17 protein-coding genes and 3 tRNA genes are annotated in these 19,835 nt (G+C 60.9%); 13 read left to right on the forward strand and 7 right to left on the reverse strand.

Features of this window, described 5'->3' with window-relative positions; translation table 11 throughout:
* Positions 1-102: 102 nt before the first annotated feature.
* A complete protein-coding gene (locus I6L36_RS20750; RefSeq protein WP_041213134.1) occupies positions 103-1,293 on the forward strand; it encodes an amino acid aminotransferase in 1,191 nt (396 codons plus the stop codon).
* A gap of 79 nt (positions 1,294-1,372) precedes the next feature.
* Here the strand turns inward: I6L36_RS20750 and I6L36_RS20755 are convergent, their stop codons facing one another.
* The 3 genes from I6L36_RS20755 to I6L36_RS20765 all read right to left on the reverse strand — a co-directional run bounded on the left by I6L36_RS20755 (position 1,373) and on the right by I6L36_RS20765 (position 4,000).
* On the reverse strand, positions 1,373-2,878 hold the full coding sequence (locus I6L36_RS20755; RefSeq protein WP_010675239.1) for a helicase HerA-like domain-containing protein: 1,506 nt from the start codon (positions 2,876-2,878) through the stop codon (positions 1,373-1,375).
* A 115-nt stretch (positions 2,879-2,993) separates the two neighbouring features.
* Complete coding sequence (locus I6L36_RS20760) at positions 2,994-3,488, reverse strand: DUF2062 domain-containing protein (protein WP_042017571.1); 495 nt, start codon at positions 3,486-3,488, stop codon at positions 2,994-2,996.
* Entirely contained in the window at positions 3,482-4,000 is a 519-nt protein-coding gene (locus I6L36_RS20765) for a DUF2062 domain-containing protein (RefSeq protein ID WP_069785245.1), read from the reverse strand. The genes I6L36_RS20760 and I6L36_RS20765 overlap by 7 nt, the downstream gene beginning before the upstream one ends.
* Before the next feature lie 28 nt (positions 4,001-4,028).
* Between I6L36_RS20765 and I6L36_RS20770 the strand changes: the two genes are divergently transcribed.
* From I6L36_RS20770 to I6L36_RS20820, 11 genes are all read left to right on the forward strand, one after another.
* Positions 4,029-6,257 carry a DNA internalization-related competence protein ComEC/Rec2 gene (locus I6L36_RS20770; protein ID WP_080560536.1) on the forward strand — a complete coding sequence of 743 codons (2,229 nt, stop codon included), beginning with the start codon at positions 4,029-4,031 and terminating at the stop codon, positions 6,255-6,257.
* 134 nt (positions 6,258-6,391) lie between these two features.
* Positions 6,392-8,161 carry a lipid A ABC transporter ATP-binding protein/permease MsbA gene (msbA, locus tag I6L36_RS20775; RefSeq protein WP_010675235.1) on the forward strand — a complete coding sequence of 590 codons (1,770 nt, stop codon included), beginning with the start codon at positions 6,392-6,394 and terminating at the stop codon, positions 8,159-8,161.
* Entirely contained in the window at positions 8,161-9,159 is a 999-nt protein-coding gene (lpxK, locus tag I6L36_RS20780) for a tetraacyldisaccharide 4'-kinase (RefSeq protein ID WP_010675234.1), read from the forward strand. Before msbA ends, lpxK begins: the two co-directional genes overlap by 1 nt.
* A gap of 112 nt (positions 9,160-9,271) precedes the next feature.
* The gene (locus tag I6L36_RS20785; protein WP_010675233.1) at positions 9,272-9,469 is read left to right on the forward strand and encodes a Trm112 family protein; all 198 of its coding nucleotides are present in this window, start codon (positions 9,272-9,274) and stop codon (positions 9,467-9,469) included.
* Complete coding sequence (gene kdsB / locus I6L36_RS20790) at positions 9,466-10,245, forward strand: 3-deoxy-manno-octulosonate cytidylyltransferase (RefSeq protein ID WP_010675232.1); 780 nt, start codon at positions 9,466-9,468, stop codon at positions 10,243-10,245. Before I6L36_RS20785 ends, kdsB begins: the two co-directional genes overlap by 4 nt.
* Positions 10,246-10,455: 210 nt before the next feature.
* Positions 10,456-11,100 carry a UvrY/SirA/GacA family response regulator transcription factor gene (uvrY, locus tag I6L36_RS20795; RefSeq protein ID WP_010675231.1) on the forward strand — a complete coding sequence of 215 codons (645 nt, stop codon included), beginning with the start codon at positions 10,456-10,458 and terminating at the stop codon, positions 11,098-11,100.
* A 110-nt stretch (positions 11,101-11,210) separates the two neighbouring features.
* Entirely contained in the window at positions 11,211-13,064 is a 1,854-nt protein-coding gene (uvrC, locus tag I6L36_RS20800; protein ID WP_216986890.1) for an excinuclease ABC subunit UvrC, read from the forward strand.
* A 213-nt stretch (positions 13,065-13,277) separates the two neighbouring features.
* The gene (gene pgsA, locus I6L36_RS20805) at positions 13,278-13,832 is read left to right on the forward strand and encodes a CDP-diacylglycerol--glycerol-3-phosphate 3-phosphatidyltransferase (protein ID WP_010675229.1); all 555 of its coding nucleotides are present in this window, start codon (positions 13,278-13,280) and stop codon (positions 13,830-13,832) included.
* A 179-nt stretch (positions 13,833-14,011) separates the two neighbouring features.
* Positions 14,012-14,087: transfer RNA gene (locus I6L36_RS20810), tRNA-Gly, on the forward strand.
* Positions 14,088-14,121: 34 nt separating this feature from the next.
* Positions 14,122-14,195, forward strand: a tRNA-Cys gene (locus tag I6L36_RS20815).
* A gap of 40 nt (positions 14,196-14,235) precedes the next feature.
* Positions 14,236-14,322 (forward strand) — tRNA-Leu (locus I6L36_RS20820).
* 191 nt (positions 14,323-14,513) lie between these two features.
* Here the strand turns inward: I6L36_RS20820 and I6L36_RS22095 are convergent.
* The 4 genes from I6L36_RS22095 to I6L36_RS20845 form a co-directional block, all read right to left on the reverse strand.
* Positions 14,514-15,374 (reverse strand): methyl-accepting chemotaxis protein, encoded by an 861-nt coding sequence (locus I6L36_RS22095; RefSeq protein ID WP_354005768.1) that lies wholly within the window; start codon positions 15,372-15,374, stop codon positions 14,514-14,516.
* A gap of 12 nt (positions 15,375-15,386) precedes the next feature.
* Entirely contained in the window at positions 15,387-16,337 is a 951-nt protein-coding gene (locus tag I6L36_RS20835) for an IS1595-like element ISAeca5 family transposase (RefSeq protein WP_041205601.1), read from the reverse strand.
* 66 nt (positions 16,338-16,403) lie between these two features.
* Positions 16,404-16,838 (reverse strand): PAS domain S-box protein, encoded by a 435-nt coding sequence (locus tag I6L36_RS20840; RefSeq protein ID WP_216986891.1) that lies wholly within the window; start codon positions 16,836-16,838, stop codon positions 16,404-16,406.
* A 589-nt stretch (positions 16,839-17,427) separates the two neighbouring features.
* Positions 17,428-18,459, reverse strand: a complete 1,032-nt coding sequence (locus I6L36_RS20845; RefSeq protein ID WP_157160652.1) for an IS630 family transposase — start codon at positions 18,457-18,459, stop codon at positions 17,428-17,430.
* Positions 18,460-18,581: 122 nt separating this feature from the next.
* Here I6L36_RS20845 and I6L36_RS20850 point away from each other — a divergent pair.
* Positions 18,582-19,786 (forward strand): IS3 family transposase gene (locus tag I6L36_RS20850; protein WP_102948393.1). Its coding sequence is split into 2 segments (ribosomal slippage): positions 18,582-18,900 and positions 18,900-19,786, totalling 1,206 coding nucleotides; the frame shifts between segments, so codons are not numbered across the junction.
* Positions 19,787-19,835 lie beyond the last annotated feature (49 nt).

Genomic DNA, 19,835 nt, shown 5'->3' on the forward strand with positions numbered 1-19,835 from the left:
AGGCAGTGGTATAAAGAGCTGACGAAGCGCTCCCTGGACGGGCGCTTTTGTTTGCCAACCTACTTTGCCAGCCAACGAACTCAACGGACTACAGGGAATACCATGTTTGAAAAGGTTGTTGCCGCCCCAGCGGATCCGATCCTGGGCCTGACCGAAGCCTTCCGTGCCGACACTCGCAGCCACAAGATCAATCTGGGGGTCGGTATCTACAAGGATGAGACCGGTGCCACTCCTATCCTTCACTGCGTCAAGCAAGCCGAGCAGAAGCTCTTGACCGACGAGAAGACCAAGAACTACCTCGGTATCGAAGGCAATATCGAATACGGCCGCATCGTGCAGCAACTGCTGTTCGGCCGTGATGCCGCCCTGGTGACCAGCGGCCGCGCCAAGACAGCGCAGGCGCCGGGCGGTACCGGTGCCCTGCGCATCGCCGCCGAGTTCGTGGTACGCAACAATCTCGCCAAGACCATCTGGATCTCCGATCCCACCTGGGCGAACCACGTCAGCGTGTTCCAGGCGGCCGGTTTGACCGTCAAGTGGTACAAGTACTACGACGCCGCCACCAAGGGGCTCGACTTCGCCGCCATGCAGGCCTCCCTGTCTGACGCGCAGGCGGGGGATCTGGTGCTGCTGCACGGCTGCTGCCACAACCCGACCGGTATCGACCCCACCACCGAGCAGTGGCGTGCCCTGGCCAGTCAGAGTGCTGCCGCCGGCTGGCTGCCGCTCTTTGACTTCGCCTATCAGGGCTTCGCCCGGGGTATCGAAGAGGATGCCGAAGGCCTTCGCATCTTCGCCGAGTGCCACGACGAGCTGCTGGTGGCAAGCTCCTTCTCCAAGAACTTCGGCCTCTACAACGAGCGGGTCGGCGCCTTCACCCTGGTCTGCGCGACCAAGGCGGTGGCCGACGTCGCCTTCACCCAGGTGAAGACCGTCATTCGTGCCAACTACTCCAACCCGCCGTCACACGGCGCCGCCGTTGTCACCACCGTGGTGAGCGACCCGGCCCTCTATGCGGAGTGGGTGGAAGAAGTGGCCGCCATGCGGGTGCGCATTCGCGAGATGCGTGAGCTGCTGGTGGAGAAGCTGGCCGAGCGGGGGGTGAACCAGGATTTCAGTTTCATCCGCGAACAGAACGGCATGTTCTCCTTCTCCGGTCTCTCCAAGGATCAGGTGGAGCGCCTCAAGAGCGAATTCGCCATCTACATCGTCGGCTCCGGCCGGATCAGCGTGGCAGGCATCACCCGCGCCAACATTGATCCCCTCTGCGACGCCATCGCCAAGGTGTTGTAAGAGAGAAGCATCTGCGCCAAGCGCCTTGCTTCAGCCATAAAAAGCCCGCCGACACGGCGGGCTTTTTCATTTTCCGGCATCAGCGGCGCCGCTTGCTGCTCCCCAGCAGGGAGCCGAGCACCCCGCGCATCAGCTGGCGTCCCACCTCGTTGCCGAGGGTGCGGGCCACGCTCTTGGCGGCGGTCTGCACCACCCCGTCATGCTGGCCACCACGGGGGCCGGTGCGACCGAACAGGATGCCATTCAAGGCATCCAGCAGACCGCCGCCCTGGTCGGTCTGTGGGGAAGCGGTCTCGTCATCGGCGGCGGGCGATGCCTCCTGAAGCCGCTCGAACGCGGACTCCCTGTCCTCCTGGGTGTCGTATCTGCCGTAGAGCAATGAGCCCTGAATAAGCGCCTGGCGCTCGGCCGCGCTCAGGGGGCCGATGCGGCTGGCCGGGGGCGCGATGAAGGCGCGCTCCACCACGCTGGGCCGCCCCTTCTCGTCGAGCAGGGAGATGAGCGCTTCCCCGACCCCCAGTTCAGTGATGGCTCCGGCGGCGTCGAAGGCAGGGTTGGCCCGCAGGGTGTTGGCGGCGATGCGTACCGCCTTCTGATCGCTCGGGGTGAAGGCGCGCAGGGCGTGCTGCACCCGGTTGCCAAGCTGCCCCAGCACGCTGTCGGGGATGTCGGCCGGACTCTGGGTCACGAAATAGACGCCCACCCCCTTGGAGCGGATGAGGCGCACCACCAGCTCAATTTTCTCCAGCAGTGCCCTGGGCGCATCCTTGAACAGCAGGTGGGCCTCGTCGAAGAAGAACACCAGCACGGGCTTTTCCGGATCCCCTATCTCGGGCAACTGTTCGAACAGCTCGGAGAGCAGCCAGAGCAGGAAGCAGGCATAGAGGCGGCTGGACTGGGTGAGCTTGCCGGCGGCCAGCACATTGATATGGCCGTGGCCTGCCCCGTCAGTCTGCATCAGATCCTGGATGTCCAGCATGGGCTCGCCGAAGAAGTGATTGCCGCCCGCGCTCTCCAGGGTGAGGAGGTTGCGCAGGATGGCGCCGATGGAGGCGGTCGACACATTGCCGTAGCGGGTGGTGAGGGTCTTGGCGTGCTCCCCCGCAAACTGCACCATGGCCCGCAGGTCTTTCAGATCGAGCAGCAGCAACCCCTCGTCGTCCGCCACCTTGAACACCAGCTCCAGCACCCCGCTCTGGGTGTCGTTGAGGCCGAGCAGGCGTGCAAGCAACAGAGGCCCCATGTCGGAGACGGTGGCCCGCACCGGGTGGCCCTCTTCGGCGAAGAGATCCCAGAACAGGGTGGGGCTGGCGGCAAAGTCGGGTGCCTGAAGGCCGAGCTGGGCCAGACGGGCATCCAGCTTGGCAGAGGGGGTGCCGGCGGCGCCCAGGCCGCTCAGATCCCCCTTCACGTCGGCAAGAAAGACCGGCACGCCGAGGCGGGAAAACCCCTCCGCCAGCACCTGCAGGGTGACTGTCTTGCCGGTGCCGGTGGCCCCGGTGATGAGGCCGTGGCGATTGGCCATGGCGGGGAGCAGGGAGAGGGGGTTGCCATTGGCATGGGCCAGCGTGAGCGGTTCGGCCATGGTGGGCTCCTTGTTTCGAATGGGGGTCGAAAAACAACGGGTTACAAGGAGTGTGGTGGCAGAGGCAGACGATGGCAAGGCACGCCGCCCGAGACAAGGACGGCGTGCTGGCAACCTAGCGGGGGCGGGTCAGTTTGCCCAGTTGCAACAGCAGCAGGGTGAGCAAGGCGCCAGCGGCAGCGCTCAGCACCGCCAGCAGCAGGCTGCCGAGCAGGAAGGGGGGCACCAGGATAGCCGCTTCCTGCTCCAGCCAGTGCAGGGACCAGGTGAGATGGAAGGGGGCTGGCGTCTCGTTCAGCACCAGGCAACCGGTACGATAGGCGTAGAGGTACATGAAGGGGAGCGTCAGCGGGTTGTTGAACCAGACCGCCAAGAGGGCCAGCGGCAGGTTGAAGCTGAACGCCAGCACCAGGGCGACGGCCACCAGGGAGTGCATGGGCATGGGGACCCAGCTGGCGAACAGCCCGGCCGCCACGGCGCCACAGAGGGCCCGCGTTCCCCCTTGCCAGAGGGCGGGTGTCAGCAGTCGCTCGCCAAAGAGGGCGAACCACTTCTGTTGGCGCAGGGTATCGGGGTCAATCTTGAAGCGGGCCAACCAGCGGTTCAGCATGGGCGCGCCACCTTGCGTTTTTGCCACTGGCGCACCGTGCTCAGGCGCCAGCCCGCGCGAACCAGGACATAGCCGACGAGGGCGCTCAGCAGGGCAAGCACCAGGGAGCCCAGCAAGAGCGGCGGGGCCACCGTCTCGAACACCGACACCAGCCAGGCCCAGGTGAAGGTGATCTCGATGTGCTGGGAGGGGTGCCCCAGCAACTGGCAGCCCACCAGATAGGCGCCATAAAACAGCGGTGGCATGGTCAGGGGGTTGGAGAGCCAGACCAGGGCCACCGAGAGGGGCAGGTTGACCCGGCAGGCGATGGCGCCGCCAGCGGCCAGCAGCATCTGGCAGGGGAGGGGCACCCAGGCCATGAAGAGGCCGACCGCACAGGCACCGGCGGCGGAGCGCCGGTTGAGATGCCAGAGGTTGGCATCCAGCAGCAGCTTGCCAAAGAGTCGCAAGTGCTTGTGTTCCTTGAGGGTCGCCGGGTCGGGTAGCCAGCGCTGTATGATTCGTTTGGGCATGTTCTGAACCTTGCTAAATACTTGCTCCATGGATCTGCGTCTGTTGTCGTTTGCCCTGGGGGCAAGCTCCTCACTGCTTTGGCCATGGCTGCCTTCATGGGAATGGGGTGGCCTGATGCTGCTGCTCGCGCTCCCCCTCGCCGGTGGTCGTTGCTGGCGGCTGCTGTTTCTGCTGCTCGGCATCCTCTGGATGCAGGTGAATTTGCACTACCGGCTTGCCTGGCTGGATCAGCTTGGCAAAAAAACGAGCCACATCATAACCGCACACGTGCAAAGTACGGAGTCTTCGGGAGAGAAAGAGGGGGATAAATTTGCGCGCCTGCTGCTGCGCCTCGACACCCTGGACGATCGCCCCCTCATCGTGCCACCCCTGGTGCGGGTCAATGCCTATCAGGTGTTGCCGCCGTTGCCTGCCGGCAGCCGCGTCACCCTGGTGACCTCTCTCAAGCCGGCCCATGGCCTGGCCAACGAAGCGGGGATGGATGGGCGGCGCCTGCTCCTTGGCAAGGGGATCACCGCCACCGGCAACCTGCGCCGGGTCATCGCCCTGGATGCCGTGCCCCCAGGTGTGCGCGATCGCTGGCTGGCGGCGGCGAGTCGCGCCTGGGAGGGGATGGCGCAGGCCCCCCTGCTGGCGGCCCTCACCTTCGGGGAACAGGGAGGGATCACGGATGCCCAGTGGGAACTCTTTCGCGGCAGCGGCCTGACCCACATCATCGCCATCTCGGGCCAGCATATTGCTCTGGTAGCGGTGCTCGGCTGGTGGCTCGGGCGGCTGTTCGGGCTGCGCGGGGCTATCTGCGTGTCACTCCTGTTCGCGGCCACCTACAGCTGGCTGGCGGGGTTTGCGGTGGCCACCGAGCGTGCCCTCATCATGGTGCTGGTGTGGAGCCTGCTGCGCTGGCTAAAGCGGGACTGGCCGAGCCACCGGATCTGGCTGTGGGCCTTTGTGGTGCTGACATTGTGGGACCCTTTCGCCCTCTATTCGGCGGGGTTCTGGCTCTCTTTTCTGGCGGTGGCCCTGCTGTTGCTGGCGAGCCTGTTGCACGATCGCCCCGGCCTGGTGCGGCTGCAACTTCTGCTGCTGCTCGGATTGCTGCCCCTGCAACTGCTGCTGTTCGAGGGGATGGCGCCCCTGGCGTTTCTGCTCAATCTGCTGGCACTGCCGCTGTTCTGCCTTGTCATCATTCCCCTGGCGCTCATCGGCGTGCTGGTGGCGCCCCTCTCCACGTTGCTGGCCCACGGCCTGCTCTGGGTCTCCGCCTTCGGCCTGGAGTGGGTGCTGTGGGGGCTCACGCAGCTGGCGGATCGCCTGCAGCTCTGGTGGCCGGTGCCCGGTTGGCTGATGCCCGCCAGCGCCCTGCTGATCCTGCTGTGGACGGGATGGCACCTGCCGGGAGGGCGCGCCCTGGGGGGGCCAGTGGCGGCGGCCATGCTGCTCGCCCTCTGGCCTGCTCCCGCTTCCTGGCAGGTGAGGGTGCTGGACGTGGGGCAGGGGCTCTCGGTGCTCGTCACCCGGGGGGAGCGGGCCATCCTGTTTGATACCGGGGATCGCTACCCCGGGGGCTACAACATGGCGGATGCGGCCATCCTGCCCCTGCTCAACCGGCTCGGCATCCGGGTGATCGACACCCTGATCATCAGCCACAGAGACAGGGATCACGCGGGCAACCGGCAGGCTCTGCTGCAGAGCATGGCGGTACGCCGGGAGCTCTCCTCCTTCCCCTTTACACCGGCTACCCAGGCCTGCCGCCGAGGTCAGCAGTGGCACTGGCAGGGGCTGGATGTGCGGGTGCTCTGGCCCCTGGCAGCCGGGGCAGGGCGCAACAACGACAGTTGCGTGGTGCAGCTGGACGACGGGCGCCATCGGCTGCTGCTGAGCGGCGACATCGAGCAGCAGGCGGAGCGCCGCCTGCTGGCGCAGGCGCTGGAGGAGGGGGAGGGCGCGGGGCTGGCCAGCACCCTGCTGGTGAGCCCGCATCATGGCAGTCGCACCTCCTCCACGGCCCCCTTCGTGGCGGCGGTGAAACCTGCCTTCGTGGTGCACAGCGCAGGCTTCATGAACCAGTGGGGCTTTCCCCGCCCCGAGGTGGTGGCGCGATACCAGGGGGCGCGGCAGTGGGTCACGGGGGAGGCGGGCGCCATCCTGATCGAGCCGGGGGACGCGGGGCTCAGGATCCGGGCCGAGCGGGAGCAGGGGCCCTGGTACAGGCGTGGCGGCCCCTGGTGGCAGCCGCAGGTATGGGGAAGGGAGTGAGGATCCGGTGAGCCAGCCCGGCAAGGGGCGGCCTTCATTTGTGACCCGGGTTGTAGCCATCGCGCCAGCGGCGCTTGGTGTAGCTCCAAGGTTTGGCTAGAATAGCCCGTCATTTCCCTTATTAACGGCTATTCATGCAACAAGAAACCTCACAAGAGAGCTGGACCGTCTTCAAGCGCCTGCTCGGTTATGTCCGGGATCGCAAGCTGGGTCTGGTGGGCGGCATCATTGGCATGCTGGGTTACGCGGCCGTGGATACCACCTTCGTCTACTCCATCAAACCGCTTATCGATCAGGGGCTCAACGGCAACGACAGCAGCGTGCTCAAGTGGATGCCCTTCTTCGTCCTCGGCATCGTGGCTCTGCGCGGCTGCGCCGCCTTCCTCTCCAACTACTGCATGGCCTGGGTCGGCAACCACGTGGTGATGCGCCTGCAGCAGCAGGTGTTCAGCCACCTGATGGCCATGCCCATGAGCTTCTTCGACCGCCAGAACACCGGCAACCTGCTCTCCAAGGTGACCTATGACGCCGGTCAGGTGTCGTCCGCCGCGAGCTCGACCCTGGTCTCCCTGGTGCGGGAAGGGGCCACTGTCATCGGCCTGCTGGGCCTGATGTTCTGGCACTCCTGGCAGTTGTCGGTGATCTTCCTGGTGGTGGGGCCCCTGGTCGGGATCCTCATCAGCATCATCAGCCGACGTTTTCGCAAGATAAGCCGCCACATCCAGCAGGCGGTGGGTGACATCACCACCTCCACCGAGCAGATGCTCAAGGGGCACAAAGAGGTGCTGATGTTCGGGGGTCAGGAGGTGGAGGACAAGCGCTTCTACCAGGTGAGCAACCGGATGCGCCAGCAGACCATGAAGATGGTCGCCGCCGACGCCATCGGCAGCCCCATCGTCCAGATGGTGGCCTCCGTGGCTCTTGCGGTCTTCCTCTACGTCGCCACCATCGACAGCGTCAAGGCGACCCTGACTGCGGGCACCTTCACCGTCATGGTCACCTCCATGATGATGCTGCTCAAGCCGCTGAAAAGCCTGACCGACGTGAACAACCAGTTCCAGCGCGGCATCACCGCCTGCCAGAGCCTGTTCGGTCTGCTGGACTCCACCCCGGAGCAGGACACCGGCACCCGCACCCTGGAACGTGCCCGAGGTGAAATCGAGTTTCGCAACGTCACCTTCACCTACCCGACCAAGGAGACACCAGCGCTGCGCAACATCAGCTTCAAGGTGGAGGCAGGCAAATCGGTGGCCCTGGTGGGGCGTTCCGGTTCCGGCAAGAGCACCATCGCGAGCCTCCTGACCCGCTTCTATGACATCGAAGAGGGGGAAATTCTGCTGGATGGCGTCAACATCCGCGAATACCGCCTGAGCGAGCTGCGCAAGCAGTACGCCCTGGTCTCCCAGCACGTGCATCTGTTCAACGACTCCGTGGCCAACAACATCGCCTACGCGGCGGAAGAGAAGTACAGCCGCGACGAGATCAAGCAGGCGGCCCGCATCGCCCATGCGGACGACTTCGTCAGCAAGATGCCGGAAGGCTATGACACCGTCATCGGCGAGAACGGCGCCTCCCTCTCCGGCGGCCAGCGCCAGCGCATCGCCATCGCCCGCGCCCTGCTGCGGGACTCCCCGGTGCTGCTGCTGGACGAAGCCACCTCGGCCCTGGACACCGAGTCCGAGCGCCACATCCAGGCGGCCATCGACGAGCTGTGCAAGGCGCGCACTTCCCTCGTGATCGCCCACCGCCTCTCCACCATCGAGAAGGCGGACGAGATCCTGGTGATCGACGAAGGACACATCGTCGAGCGCGGCAACCACCAAACCCTGATGGACATGCATGGTACTTATGCCCAGCTGCGAGCCATTCAGTTTGGTAATACAGCCACGGGTAACAAGGGCTGATGCTGGCCAGACTCTGGTACGGGAACAGCCTCTGGCGCTGGGGGCTGGCCCCCTTCGCCCTGCTGTTTGCCCTCATCAGCGGCGTCCGCCGTCTGGGGTATCGCCGGGGCTGGTTCAGCGCCTATCGGGCCACCCTGCCGGTGGTGGTGGTGGGCAATCTCTCGGTGGGGGGCAACGGCAAGACCCCGGTGGTGGTCTGGCTGGTGGAACAACTCCAGGCCCGGGGCTGGCGCCCGGGCGTGGTGAGCCGCGGCTATGGCGGCAAGGCGCCCCATTACCCCTATCGACTGGATGAGAGCAGTACCCCGGCCGAGGCCGGGGATGAGCCCGTGCTCATCGCCAGACGCTGCGGCTGCCCCGTGGCGGTGGCCCCCAGACGGGCCGATGCTGTGCGGTTGCTGGAGCAAAGCGGTGAGGTGGACATCATCGTCACCGACGACGGCCTGCAGCACTATGCCCTGGCCCGTGACATCGAACTGGTGGTGGTGGACGGTGCGCGCCGCTTTGGCAATGGCTGTCTGCTGCCCATGGGGCCGCTGCGCGAGCCCACGACCCGCCTCAAGCGGGTGGACGCCATCATCTGCAACGGCGGCGAACCCGCCCGTGGCGAATACGCCATGCGCCTGGTGCCGGATACCCTGCGCCGGGTGTGCGATGATGCGCCTCTCACGGCCCCCCTCTCGGGGCCGGTGGATGCCCTGGCAGGCATCGGCCATCCCCCCCGTTTCTTCGCCACCCTGACCGCCCTTGGTTACGAGCTGGTGCAGAGTGTCGGCTACGGGGATCACCAGGCGTTCGACGCCGCCGAGCTGCTGGCCCGCTTCGGCCAGCGCCCCTTGCTGATGACCGAGAAGGATGCGGTCAAGTGCCGCCCCTTCGCCCCGGACAACTGGTGGTATCTGCCGGTCAGCGCCGAGCTGCCCGATGCCCTGGGGGAGGCGCTGCTGCGCACCCTGGGCCCGCAGCCCGGAAGAGGGAACGGGCACCAGGCGCCCTGACGGGGTGCCACCGGATTGGAACAGACGGCCAGCGCCCGGACTCGGGGGCTGGCCCTGCACATTGACATGCCAGGCAAGATCGCCTGTGGGAAATCGTTAAAGGAGTTTCGTTGTGGCACTGGATATTAAATTGCTCGACATCATCGCCTGCCCGGTCTGCAAGGGGAAACTGCACTATCAAGCGCACGCCGAGGGCCCTCAGGAGCTCATCTGCCGTTTCGACAGACTGGCCTATCCCCTGGAGGAGGGGATCCCGGTGCTGCTGGAGAACCGGGCCCGTCACCTGGCGCTGGAAGAGCTGAAGCCATGAGTTTCGTCGTCGTCATTCCTGCCCGTTACGCCTCCACCCGGCTGCCGGGCAAGCCGCTGGCCGACATTCACGGCAAGCCCATGGTGCAGCACGTGGTGGAGAAGGCCCTGCAATCGGGTGCCGATCGGGTGATCGTCGCCACCGATGACGAGCGGGTGCAGCAGGTCCTGGCCCCCTTTGCCGCCGCTGCCGGGTTCGAGGTGTGCATGACCTCACCGGATCACCAGTCCGGCACCGAGCGTCTGGCCGAGGTGTGCCGTCACTACGGCTTTGCCGCCGATACCATCATCGTCAACGTGCAGGGGGACGAGCCCCTCATTCCCCCCGTCATTATCCGCCAGGTGGCGGACAACCTGGCCGCGGCCAGCGCGCCCATGGCGACGCTGTCGGTGCCGATCAGGGATGCCGAAGAGGCGTTCAATCCCAATGCCGTCAAGGTGGTGACCGACCGGGAGGGGTATGCCCTCTATTTCAGTCGCGCCAGCATCCCCTGGGATCGGGACCGCTTTGCGGCCAGCGATCGCGTTGCGGGGAGCCGCGAGCAGATTGGCGATCACTACCAACGCCACATCGGCATCTACGCCTATCGCGCCGGCTTCATCCAGCGTTACGTGGACTGGGCACCGAGCGTGCTCGAGCAGGTCGAAGCCCTGGAGCAGCTGCGGGTGCTCTGGTACGGGGAGAAGATCCACGTGGCCCAGGCGCTGCAAGCCCCGCCGGTGGGGGTGGACACCCAGGCCGATCTCGACAAGGTGCGAGCACTGCTGGCCGGTTGAGGCTGGCGGAACGGCTTTGATGCAATACGGCGCCCCAGGGCGCCGTTTTTTAATTGATTCTTTGTATAATAATTTGATTTAAAACGGATTTTACGAGCAATTTCAAACTTTTCCCGCCCATGGTTTGCCAAATCATCGAGTTTGGTTATGATGCAAGACGCCGTGTTAACCCTAACTGGCATATAACGAGATAAAAAACGGGGTGTTTGGGTGATTAATGTATTCCTGGTCGATGATCATGAGTTGGTGCGTACAGGGATAAGACGCATTTTGGAAGACGTCCGCGGGATCAAGGTGGTGGGCGAGGCGCAGAGCGGGGAAACCGCGGTGGCCTTCTGTCGGCAACATCACCCCGATGTGATCCTGATGGACATGAACATGCCGGGCATCGGCGGTCTGGAAGCGACCCGCAAGATCCTGCGGATCCGCCCCGATGTACGCATCATAGTGCTGACCATTCATTCAGAAAATCCGTTCCCCACCAAGGTGATGCAGGCGGGCGCCGCCGGGTACCTCACCAAGGGGGCCGCGCCGGACGAGATGATCCACGCCATTCGCCTGGTCCACTCCGGTCAGCGTTACATCTCCCCGGAGATCGCCCAGCAGATGGCCCTGAGCCAGTTCGCCTCCGCCGACGAGAACCCCTTCAAGTCCCTCTCCGAGCGGGAGCTGCAGATCATGATGATGATCACCAAGGGGCAGAAGGTGACCGACATCTCCGAGCAGCTCAACCTGAGCCCGAAGACGGTCAACAGCTACCGCTACCGCCTGTTCAGCAAGCTGGGGATCAACGGTGACGTGGAGCTGACCCATCTGGCCATTCGTTATGGCATGCTGGATGCCGATACCCTGTAACGGGGGCGTGTGGACACCAAAGGCGGCACCGGCCGCCTTTTGCTTTTTGCAGGCTGTGGGCAGTATGCTCTCCCCGTCTTTTTGCATTCATCCGTTGAGTCGAGTTGCCGATGACCCTCTCTCCCGAGCCCCATTTTGACAGCAAGGCGTTTCTGAGCGCCGTCACCCACCAGAGCGGTGTCTACCGCATGTACGACAGCGGCGGCACCGTCATCTACGTGGGCAAGGCCAAGGATCTCAAGAAACGGCTCGCCTCCTACTTTCGGGCCAACGTCGACAGCATCAAGACCCGCACCCTGGTGCGCCAGATTGCCGATGTGCAGGTAACGGTCACGCACACCGAGACCGAGGCGCTGATCCTCGAGCACAACCTCATCAAGCAGTACCAGCCCCGCTACAACGTGCTGCTGCGGGATGACAAGTCCTACCCCTGGATCATCATCACCGACCATCGGCACCCGCGCATCGGCGTCCATCGCGGCGTCCGCAAGGTGAAGGGGGAGTATTTCGGCCCTTACCCCTCCGGCGGCGCGGTACGCGAGAGCCTGCACCTGATGCAGAAGATCTTCCCGGTGCGCCAGTGCGAGGATGCGGTCTATGCCAACCGTACCCGCCCCTGCCTGCTCTACCAGCTCAAGCGCTGCGCCGGCCCCTGCGTGGCGGGGCTGGTGAGCGAGGCCGAGTATGCCCAGCAGGTGGCGCTGGCCAAGCTGTTCCTCGCGGGCAAGAACCAGCAGGTGATCGGCGAACTGGTGGGCAAGATGGAGTCCGCCAGCGGCGATCTGCGCTTCGAGGAGGCGGCCCGCTACCGGGATCAGATCCAGGCCCTGCGCCGGGTCACCGAGCAGCAGTCTGTGAGCGGCAACGTGCTGGACGAGCTCGACGTGGTGGGGGTGGCCTTCGAGCAGGGGACCGCCTGCATCCACGTGCTCTTCATCCGCCAGGGCAAGGTGCTGGGATCGCGCAGCTACTTCCCGAAAGTGCCGGCCGATACCCAGTTTGACGAGGTGGTGCAATCCTTCCTGCTGCAGTTCTATCTGTCGGGGCAGGGGGGACGGCAGATCCCGAGCGAGGTACTGCTGGACGTGGCGCTGGAGGATGAGAGCGTCATCGCCGACACCCTGAGCCAGACCGCCGGCTACAAGGTGCGGGTGGTGAGCCGGACGCGCAGCGAACGGGCCCGCTTCATCAAGCTTGCCTCCATCAACGCCCAGACTGCGCTGCGCTCGCGCCTCGCCCACAAGAGCACCATCACCGCCCGTTACGATCAGCTGGAGGAGCTGCTGGAGCTCGAAAGCCCCATCGCCCGCATGGAGTGCTTCGATATCTCCCACACCATGGGGGAGCGCACTGTGGCCTCCTGCGTGGTGTTCAACCGGGAGGGGCCGCTCTCCTCGGAATACCGCCGCTTCAACATCGACGGTATCACCGGCGGGGATGACTATGCCGCCATGGAGCAGGCGCTGGAGCGTCGCTTTGGCAAGCAGCAGGAGCCGGACAAGGTGCCGGATGTGCTGTTCATCGACGGCGGTCTCGGCCAGTTGCGCCGCGCGGAGGAGATCCTGGCGCGCCAGCTGGAGTTTCTCGGCGGCAAATATCCGCTGCTGGTGGGCATCGCCAAGGGGGTGACGCGCAAGGCGGGGCTGGAGACCCTGATCCTGGGGGACAGCCACGAAGAGCTGCACCTGCCGGCAGATATGCCCGCCTTGCACCTCATCCAGCACATTCGCGACGAATCCCACCGCTTTGCCATCACGGGCCACCGGGCCAGGCGGGCAAAGGCCCGCACTACCAGTACCCTGGAAGAGATTCCCGGGGTGGGGCCGAAACGGCGGCAGGCGCTGCTCAAATACCTGGGTGGCTTGCAGGAGGTGAAAAAAGCCGGGGTGGACGAGCTCGCCAAGGTGCCCGGCATCAGCCAGGAGCTGGCCCAGTCCATTCACGACGCATTGCACTCGCTCTAGCGCTGCCTTTGGTGTGAAGGAGGTCACGCCAGGGGGCATCAGGGCGTGCTGCCTGCGCACAAGAGCCGTGACGCAGGGGGCTCCCAAATGCCATAATGACCGGCATCCTGAGGTTATTGATGGATTAATGGACCAAGGCGGGCGCCAGTTCGGTTGCATCCGCGATCGGCTTGGGGCTACCATGTAGCGGCATACAAGAAGTGGCTGAAAATAATGACAAATATTCCTAACCTGCTGACGTTCTTTCGGATTTTGCTCATACCCGTCTTCGTCATCCTGTTCTACCTTCCCTATCAGTGGTCCTACATGGCGGCGGCCATCGTCTTTATCCTGGCGGCCGCAACCGACTGGTTTGACGGCTATCTTGCCCGCAAGCTGAACCAGTCCACCGCCTTTGGCGCCTTCCTCGATCCGGTAGCCGACAAGATCATGGTGGCGGCGGCCCTGGTGGTCATCGTCGAGCACTACAACACCGTCTGGGTCACCATCCCCGCCATGACCATGATTGGCCGGGAGATCATCATCTCCGCCCTGCGTGAATGGATGGCCGAGCTTGGCAAGCGCTCCTCGGTGGCGGTCAGCTGGATTGGCAAATGGAAGACCATGATCCAGATGGTGTCGCTCACCGGCCTCATCTGGCAGTACGACATCTGGATGGTGTGGCTCGCCTATGTGCTGCTCTACGTGGCCACCGTGCTCACCTTCTGGTCCATGTTCCAGTACATGAAGGCTGCCTGGGGCGATCTCAGCTACCACTCCCGGTTCTAGTCCCGACGGGAAGATGGCCGTTTCTCTGCCACTGGCGCCGAGAAACGGCCATGAGCGCCAAAAGTGTGGGACAAGGGTAAAAAACACCCGAACGATCAGCGTATTAAATGTTTTTGGTTGACTGGGCGGGGAACATCGCTAGAATGCGTTCTCACAGTCAGGCAGTCAGCCAGACCGATGCGGGAATAGCTCAGTTGGTAGAGCACGACCTTGCCAAGGTCGGGGTCGCGAGTTCGAGTCTCGTTTCCCGCTCCAAATTCAGACAATAGAGAGTTTCTCTCTTTTGCATGGCGCGTTAGCAAAGCGGTTATGCAGCGGATTGCAAATCCGTTTAGTCCGGTTCGACTCCGGAACGTGCCTCCATATTGACAAGCCCGCCCGCGGACTTGATACCGATTGCGGTGCCTGAGTGGTGAAATCGGTAGACACAAGGGATTTAAAATCCCTCGACGTTCGCGTCGTGCCGGTTCGATTCCGGCCTCAGGCACCATTAAAATCAAAGAGTTAATAAGGCCACTAGCAATAGTGGCCTTTTTGTTACTAGCTAATTGACAGCCAGAATGGCAGCGACCTGAAGAGTCGGTTCATCTCTTGAATCTGCACGTGCCAAGCTACGACACCCTGGTGTGAACATCAAAGAGCCTGCTCGATGGCAGGCTCCTGAGTGCTTCCCAGAATTCTCTAGAGTTCCGAGATGATGGTCGACACCTCTTCTGCTCCGTGTCTTATCTCCTCCATCACTTTTGCAACGTCATCGATCTGCTTTTGCCCGTGGATGGCACCGTCTGCTGCGGACTGGATCTGCTCGCTGACCTGCCTGGTGAGCTGCTGATTCTGGCTGACGACATTGGCTATTTCGTTGGTCGATAGGGAGGTTCTTGCCGCCAGTTGACGAACTTCATCGGCCACGACGGCAAAGCCTCTGCCTTGTTCGCCGGCTCTCGCCGCTTCGATGGCGGCATTGAGCGCGAGCAGGTTGGTCTGGTCTGCAATGCTGCTGATGGTGGATACGATGGCGGTGATATTCTGGGATTGAGCGTGGAGCTTGCTCATCAAGGTGCTGGCATGTTCCATCTGCCTGACAATATTGTCCGATGTGGAGACGACGGTGGTCAACATCTCCTCTCCTTTGATGGCGGAGGATTTGGTTGTGACAGATGTTTCATTTGCCACCTTGGCCACATGTTGTACTGCCTGATCTTTGCTGATCTGCGGGGTGATATTGGAGGCAAACTTGATGACCTTGATCACCTTGCCATGGCTGCCCCGCACAGCGTTGTAGGTTGCCTCCAGCCAGACTTCATGGCCTTTTTTATCAAATCGCTGAAAGCGCCCCGATTTGAACGTCCCCTGAGCCAGCTCCTGCCAGAAATCGGGATGTTCCCGATAAAACAGCTCATCACAAAACATGCGATGTTGATGGCCTTTAATTTCATCGAGTCGATAGCCCATGGTATCCAGGAAATTACGGTTGGCGGAAATAATAACACCAGTCGGTTCAAACTCGATGACGGCAAGGGAACGATCCAGCGCCTCAAATATTGCTTTTCCTGATTACCCATGACCCTCAGCCAGCTTCAAGAGCCGATATGGCATCGGAGGGCTTGCCACGACTGCATGCCCCAATTCAACCAACATGCTCTTGAGGTCAAAACGATGATTAAACCGGAAGCAGTATTCCGCAAGATGCCTTGGTAAATGCTTCGCTCCGAGCTTATGACAACTGCCCCGCAGCGAGTTCTTCACATTCCCTATCATCGTGTTTACCCAGTTGAATGCCGGATGATCCAGCAAATCAAGGTTGCCCCCGGTGACAACACCCAGGTGCTCACAATTGGCCTCCTTGACCGCTTTGAAACAGGCCAATCCATCGGATATCACCGCGCTACCACTAGCAAGATGCCGTTTTGCCCAATCAGCAATGACGTTGGTTTTGAAACCATCGACCACCGTCATCCGCATCTTGATTGGATGCCCTTCCTTGTTCAGGGCTACTGCTGCCACAAACGGCGTCTTGCCTGCCGCGCCGCGACCTCGTTTGCCACCACGGCGCTCTCCACCCCAGTAGACATCATCGAGCTGAATGATGCCGCTGATGGGCTGCTTGTCATCGGACTCTTTCATGGCTTGCAGCAGCTTGTGCTTGAGCATCCAGGCGGTGTCATATTTGACGTCCAACTGGCGCTTTAGCTCCATCGCTGACAAGCCAGTTTTGGTCTGTGACAGCAGCTGCATCGCCAGAAACCACTTGGTCAGTGGGAGTTTGGTGTTTGCAAAAATCGTTTTTCCAGTCAATGACATCTGGTGACGGCAGTTATTGCATTGCAGCACGCGTGGCCGACTTTTCAGGCGACAGCAGGTCTTGTTGGCGCACTCAGGACAGATGAAACCGTTCGGAAAACGCCAAGCAAGCAGCGCGTTTTCGCACTGCGCTTCAGTGCCATAGTCCTTGAAAAAATCAAACAGGCTGTAGCCTTTCTGGAATTGGACTTTGCTTTTGGCCATGATCTCGCACCTCAGTAACTGTACGTAAGATCAGTATAGCTCGTGGTGACTGCTAATCATGGGTAATCAGGTTGCTTTTTGAGTCATGAGCAGATCATGTTGCACTGTCACATCTGACGCTATTTTGATGATCTTGATTATTTTTCCGCCCTGGCTGACGGGGAAATAGGTGGCTTCCAGCCATATTTCCTTGCCTTGTTTGCCAACCCGGTGGAAGGTGCCATGCTGGCTGTGCCCATTTGCCAGATCTCGCCAGAATTCCCGATAGGAGGGAGAGTCGGTATCTTCTTTCATGCAGAACATGGCGTGATGCTGCTGCACGATCTCATTGAGGGAGTAGCCGACGGAATGAAGAAAAAGCAGGCTGGCATCGAGAATATAACCATCGGTAGTGAATTCAATCATGGGAAGATGATCGTGCATGGCATGATCCAGTGCCTCGCTTTTCAAGGCTCTCTCTCGTTCTGCTGCCAGCTCTTTTTTAAGTTTCGAGTCGAACATAAGTACACCCCAGCCAAGAAAATAGAATCATCCGACATCTCTTCGTTGACGAACCCTTCACACTTTCTGAGTATGAAGCGTCGTTTTGAGTGTAATGCACCCCTGTCATTTGATTCGGGCTTTTCCATACAAAAAACAGGTTTAATACAAGATGATGCGCCCTTTTTATATGCGGTGATAAATAAAACGTATTCCTATTCTGAATTATTTGTTCGATGCATCGATTGTTTAACGGGGGTCTGTCAGTGGGCAAGACAATGGTTCGCAGTCGTGGGCGAACAGGGCTTCATTTCGGCGAATACGGGTATCCAGGGCAGGGGCTTGTCGGTGAGGAGTGACGGTTGTCTGCATCGATGGGGGAGGGCGTGCAGCGGGAAGGTGCGGCATATAGAGGTGTTTCGGTCCCTCTGTCCGGGAAACCTGCACTTGAGTATTTGAACGCATCTGTTGTCCATTGTCATGGACGATGGGAAGGAGGGGTGACGTTCCGTGTAGATTGGCCCCTTGAAGATCCAGACACTTCGCCCCTCTTAACTTAAGAGGTAGTCTTGGAGCTATGTTCAGTACTAAATAACTGATCCCAATAGTGCTACACCTTCGCTGTACCATAGCCATTCCCCGGGAAAGGAGACACGGTATCCATGAAGTGTTTCACTTGGGCCAGCAGGCTGGCCATTCCTCTGCATTGATGATTGCGCGTGATGGTTTCATGTAACTTGTGCCACAGCCGTTCGATGTGATTAACCCAAGGGCTGTAAACTGGCTGGAACACCAGGCAGAACTTGGGGTTCTTCTTCAACCATCGCTCGGTCTGTTTGCTTTTGTGAATGATGTAGTTATCGAGGATCAGTGTGATGGTTTTGGCTCGTCGGTAGTGGCGACGCAGCTTTTCCAGCATGGCGATAAACAGCGATGAGTTTTTCTTTATCCCGCTGACGTAAAGTACTCTTCCATTGCCTGCATGGAGAACGCCTGCCAGGTAATGTTTGGCGTTCTTTCCAGGTGTGACAACCCGCTTTTGCTGCGCTCTGAACATCCAGTCGGCCCCTAATTTGGGATTAAGGTCTATATCGACTTCATCCTCATAAAACACCGGATTATCTGCATCACAGCGGGCCAGTGCCGCGTCGATATTAGCCATTTTCTCCTGATAGGCAGGGTCTTTTATCCGCAAGGTCGGCACGGGCCTTCGCCAGACAATGCCCATATGCGGTAACCATCGGCGGAGCGTGGAGGCTGCCATATTGAGCCCCATTAACCGATTGATTTTGATAGCCAATAGTTCGGTACACCAACGGCTGCGCTGATAACCAAAATCTTGCGGAGAAAACTGCATGAGCAGCACCAGTAAGGTGACAATCTTGGCGACAGGTAAGATCGGGGCACGGCCAGCCGGTAAGGCTTCTAACGCCCCCACACCTTCATCCCGATACCACCGAAGCCAACGGCCGATGGTCGAGCGAGCAGCGCCGGTAAGGTGATGAACATCAGTGATCGTGCGTCCTTCATGTAACAGCAAGATGGCCATCAAGCGACGAGCATGCCCTTTATCACGCGTGGCATGGATGATTTTGTGAATGCGGCGCCGTTGTGGTCGTGGCAGGGGTGGTAGGATAGGCATCAACTCAGTCCTTTTGGTGTGGCTTGTTTTGTTTCGCGCCTAATGAGATCGCACAAACTGGACTGAGTTCCCTTCTTCCTGTGATCTACTATTCGGAACAGCTATTTAGTCACAACGAGAAGATGGTCGAAGTGTTAACAGGGGCCGAGCGCCGTCGACGCCGGACTCCACAAGAAAAGATCGCCATCGTGCAGCAGACCTTTGAGCCCGGGATGACCGTCTCTCATGTTGCTCGCTTGCACGACGTCAACGCAAACCAGCTTTTCAAATGGCGTAAGCAATTCCAAGAAGGGTCTCTCACGGCGATCACCGCCGGTGAGGATGTTGTTCCTGCTTCCGAGTTGGCTGCTGCCATCAAGCAGATCCGAGAGCTTCAGCGTCTGCTCGGGAAGAAGACCATGGAGAACGAGATCCTCAAAGAAGCCGTGGAGTATGGTCGAGCAAAAAAATGGATTGCGCATGCGCCCTTGTTGCCGGGGGACGACGATTAAGTGCTGTGAGCCAGGCTCTTAATGTATCGCGTGCGCAGCTATCCGTTCGTGTTCATCGAAAACCGGGTTGGCAAGATGGTCGTCATCATCGCCAGCGTGATGATGCAGCCTTACTTGGCCGTATCATGGAGGCGATGGCAGAGCTTCCCTCCTATGGCTATCGCCGGGTCTGGGCGCTGTTACGGCGTCAGTCTGAGGCAACAGAACAACCTGTGGTAAACGCTAAGCGGGTATATCGCGTCATGCGCGAACATGGCTTGCTGCTGGAAAGAAAACCAGCTGCACCATTGGCCCAGCAGGCACATAAGGGGCGTGTTGCCGTCAAGGAGAGCAATCGACGGTGGTGCTCAGATGGCTTCGAGTTTCGCTGCGATAACGGTGAAAAACTACGTGTCACGTTCGCCATGGATTGCTGCGATAGGGAAGCGTTGGACTGGGCGGCCAGTACTGGGGGTTACGATAGTGACACTGTGCAAGATGTCATGCTGAGGTCTGTCGAACATCGCTTTGGGGATTCGTTGCCGGCATCACCGGTGGAGTGGCTGACTGATAATGGCTCGGCGTATCGAGCCCATGAGACCCGCGCGTTTGCACGAGAAATCGGGTTGGAGCCCAGAACGACAGCAGTGAGAAGCCCACAGAGTAACGGTATAGCGGAGAGCTTCGTGAAGACGATGAAGCGAGACTATATCGAGATGATGCCAAAACCGGATAGCCGAACAGCGGTAGGCAATTTGGCTATCGCGTTTGAGCATTATAACGAGCACCACCCGCACAGCGCCTTGGGATACCGTTCACCACGGGAATTTCTGCGCAGTCGGGTATCACAACCCTAAGCGGGAAAAAGTGTCTGGACCTATGGGGTCAAATCCACCGTGTAGCTGC

It is taken from the genome of Aeromonas sp. FDAARGOS 1406, from assembly GCF_019048565.1.
GTDB lineage: Bacteria > Pseudomonadota > Gammaproteobacteria > Enterobacterales > Aeromonadaceae > Aeromonas > Aeromonas caviae.

Bases quoted from the DNA above. Each gene is read 5' to 3' on its own strand.
- I6L36_RS20765 (WP_069785245.1), bottom strand. From the start codon at position 4,000: ATGCCCAAACGAATCATACAGCGCTGGCTACCCGACCCGGCGACCCTC.
- I6L36_RS20845 (WP_157160652.1), bottom strand. From the start codon at position 18,459: ATGCCTATCCTACCACCCCTGCCACGACCACAACGGCGCCGCATTCAC.
- kdsB (WP_010675232.1), top strand. From the start codon at position 9,466: ATGAGTTTCGTCGTCGTCATTCCTGCCCGTTACGCCTCCACCCGGCTG.
- I6L36_RS20840 (WP_216986891.1), bottom strand. From the start codon at position 16,838: ATGTTCGACTCGAAACTTAAAAAAGAGCTGGCAGCAGAACGAGAGAGA.
- I6L36_RS20835 (WP_041205601.1), bottom strand. From the start codon at position 16,337: ATGGCCAAAAGCAAAGTCCAATTCCAGAAAGGCTACAGCCTGTTTGAT.
- I6L36_RS20770 (WP_080560536.1), top strand. From the start codon at position 4,029: ATGGATCTGCGTCTGTTGTCGTTTGCCCTGGGGGCAAGCTCCTCACTG.
- pgsA (WP_010675229.1), top strand. From the start codon at position 13,278: ATGACAAATATTCCTAACCTGCTGACGTTCTTTCGGATTTTGCTCATA.
- I6L36_RS20750 (WP_041213134.1), top strand. From the start codon at position 103: ATGTTTGAAAAGGTTGTTGCCGCCCCAGCGGATCCGATCCTGGGCCTG.
- msbA (WP_010675235.1), top strand. From the start codon at position 6,392: ATGCAACAAGAAACCTCACAAGAGAGCTGGACCGTCTTCAAGCGCCTG.
- I6L36_RS20760 (WP_042017571.1), bottom strand. From the start codon at position 3,488: ATGCTGAACCGCTGGTTGGCCCGCTTCAAGATTGACCCCGATACCCTG.
- lpxK (WP_010675234.1), top strand. From the start codon at position 8,161: ATGCTGGCCAGACTCTGGTACGGGAACAGCCTCTGGCGCTGGGGGCTG.
- I6L36_RS20755 (WP_010675239.1), bottom strand. From the start codon at position 2,878: ATGGCCGAACCGCTCACGCTGGCCCATGCCAATGGCAACCCCCTCTCC.
- uvrC (WP_216986890.1), top strand. From the start codon at position 11,211: ATGACCCTCTCTCCCGAGCCCCATTTTGACAGCAAGGCGTTTCTGAGC.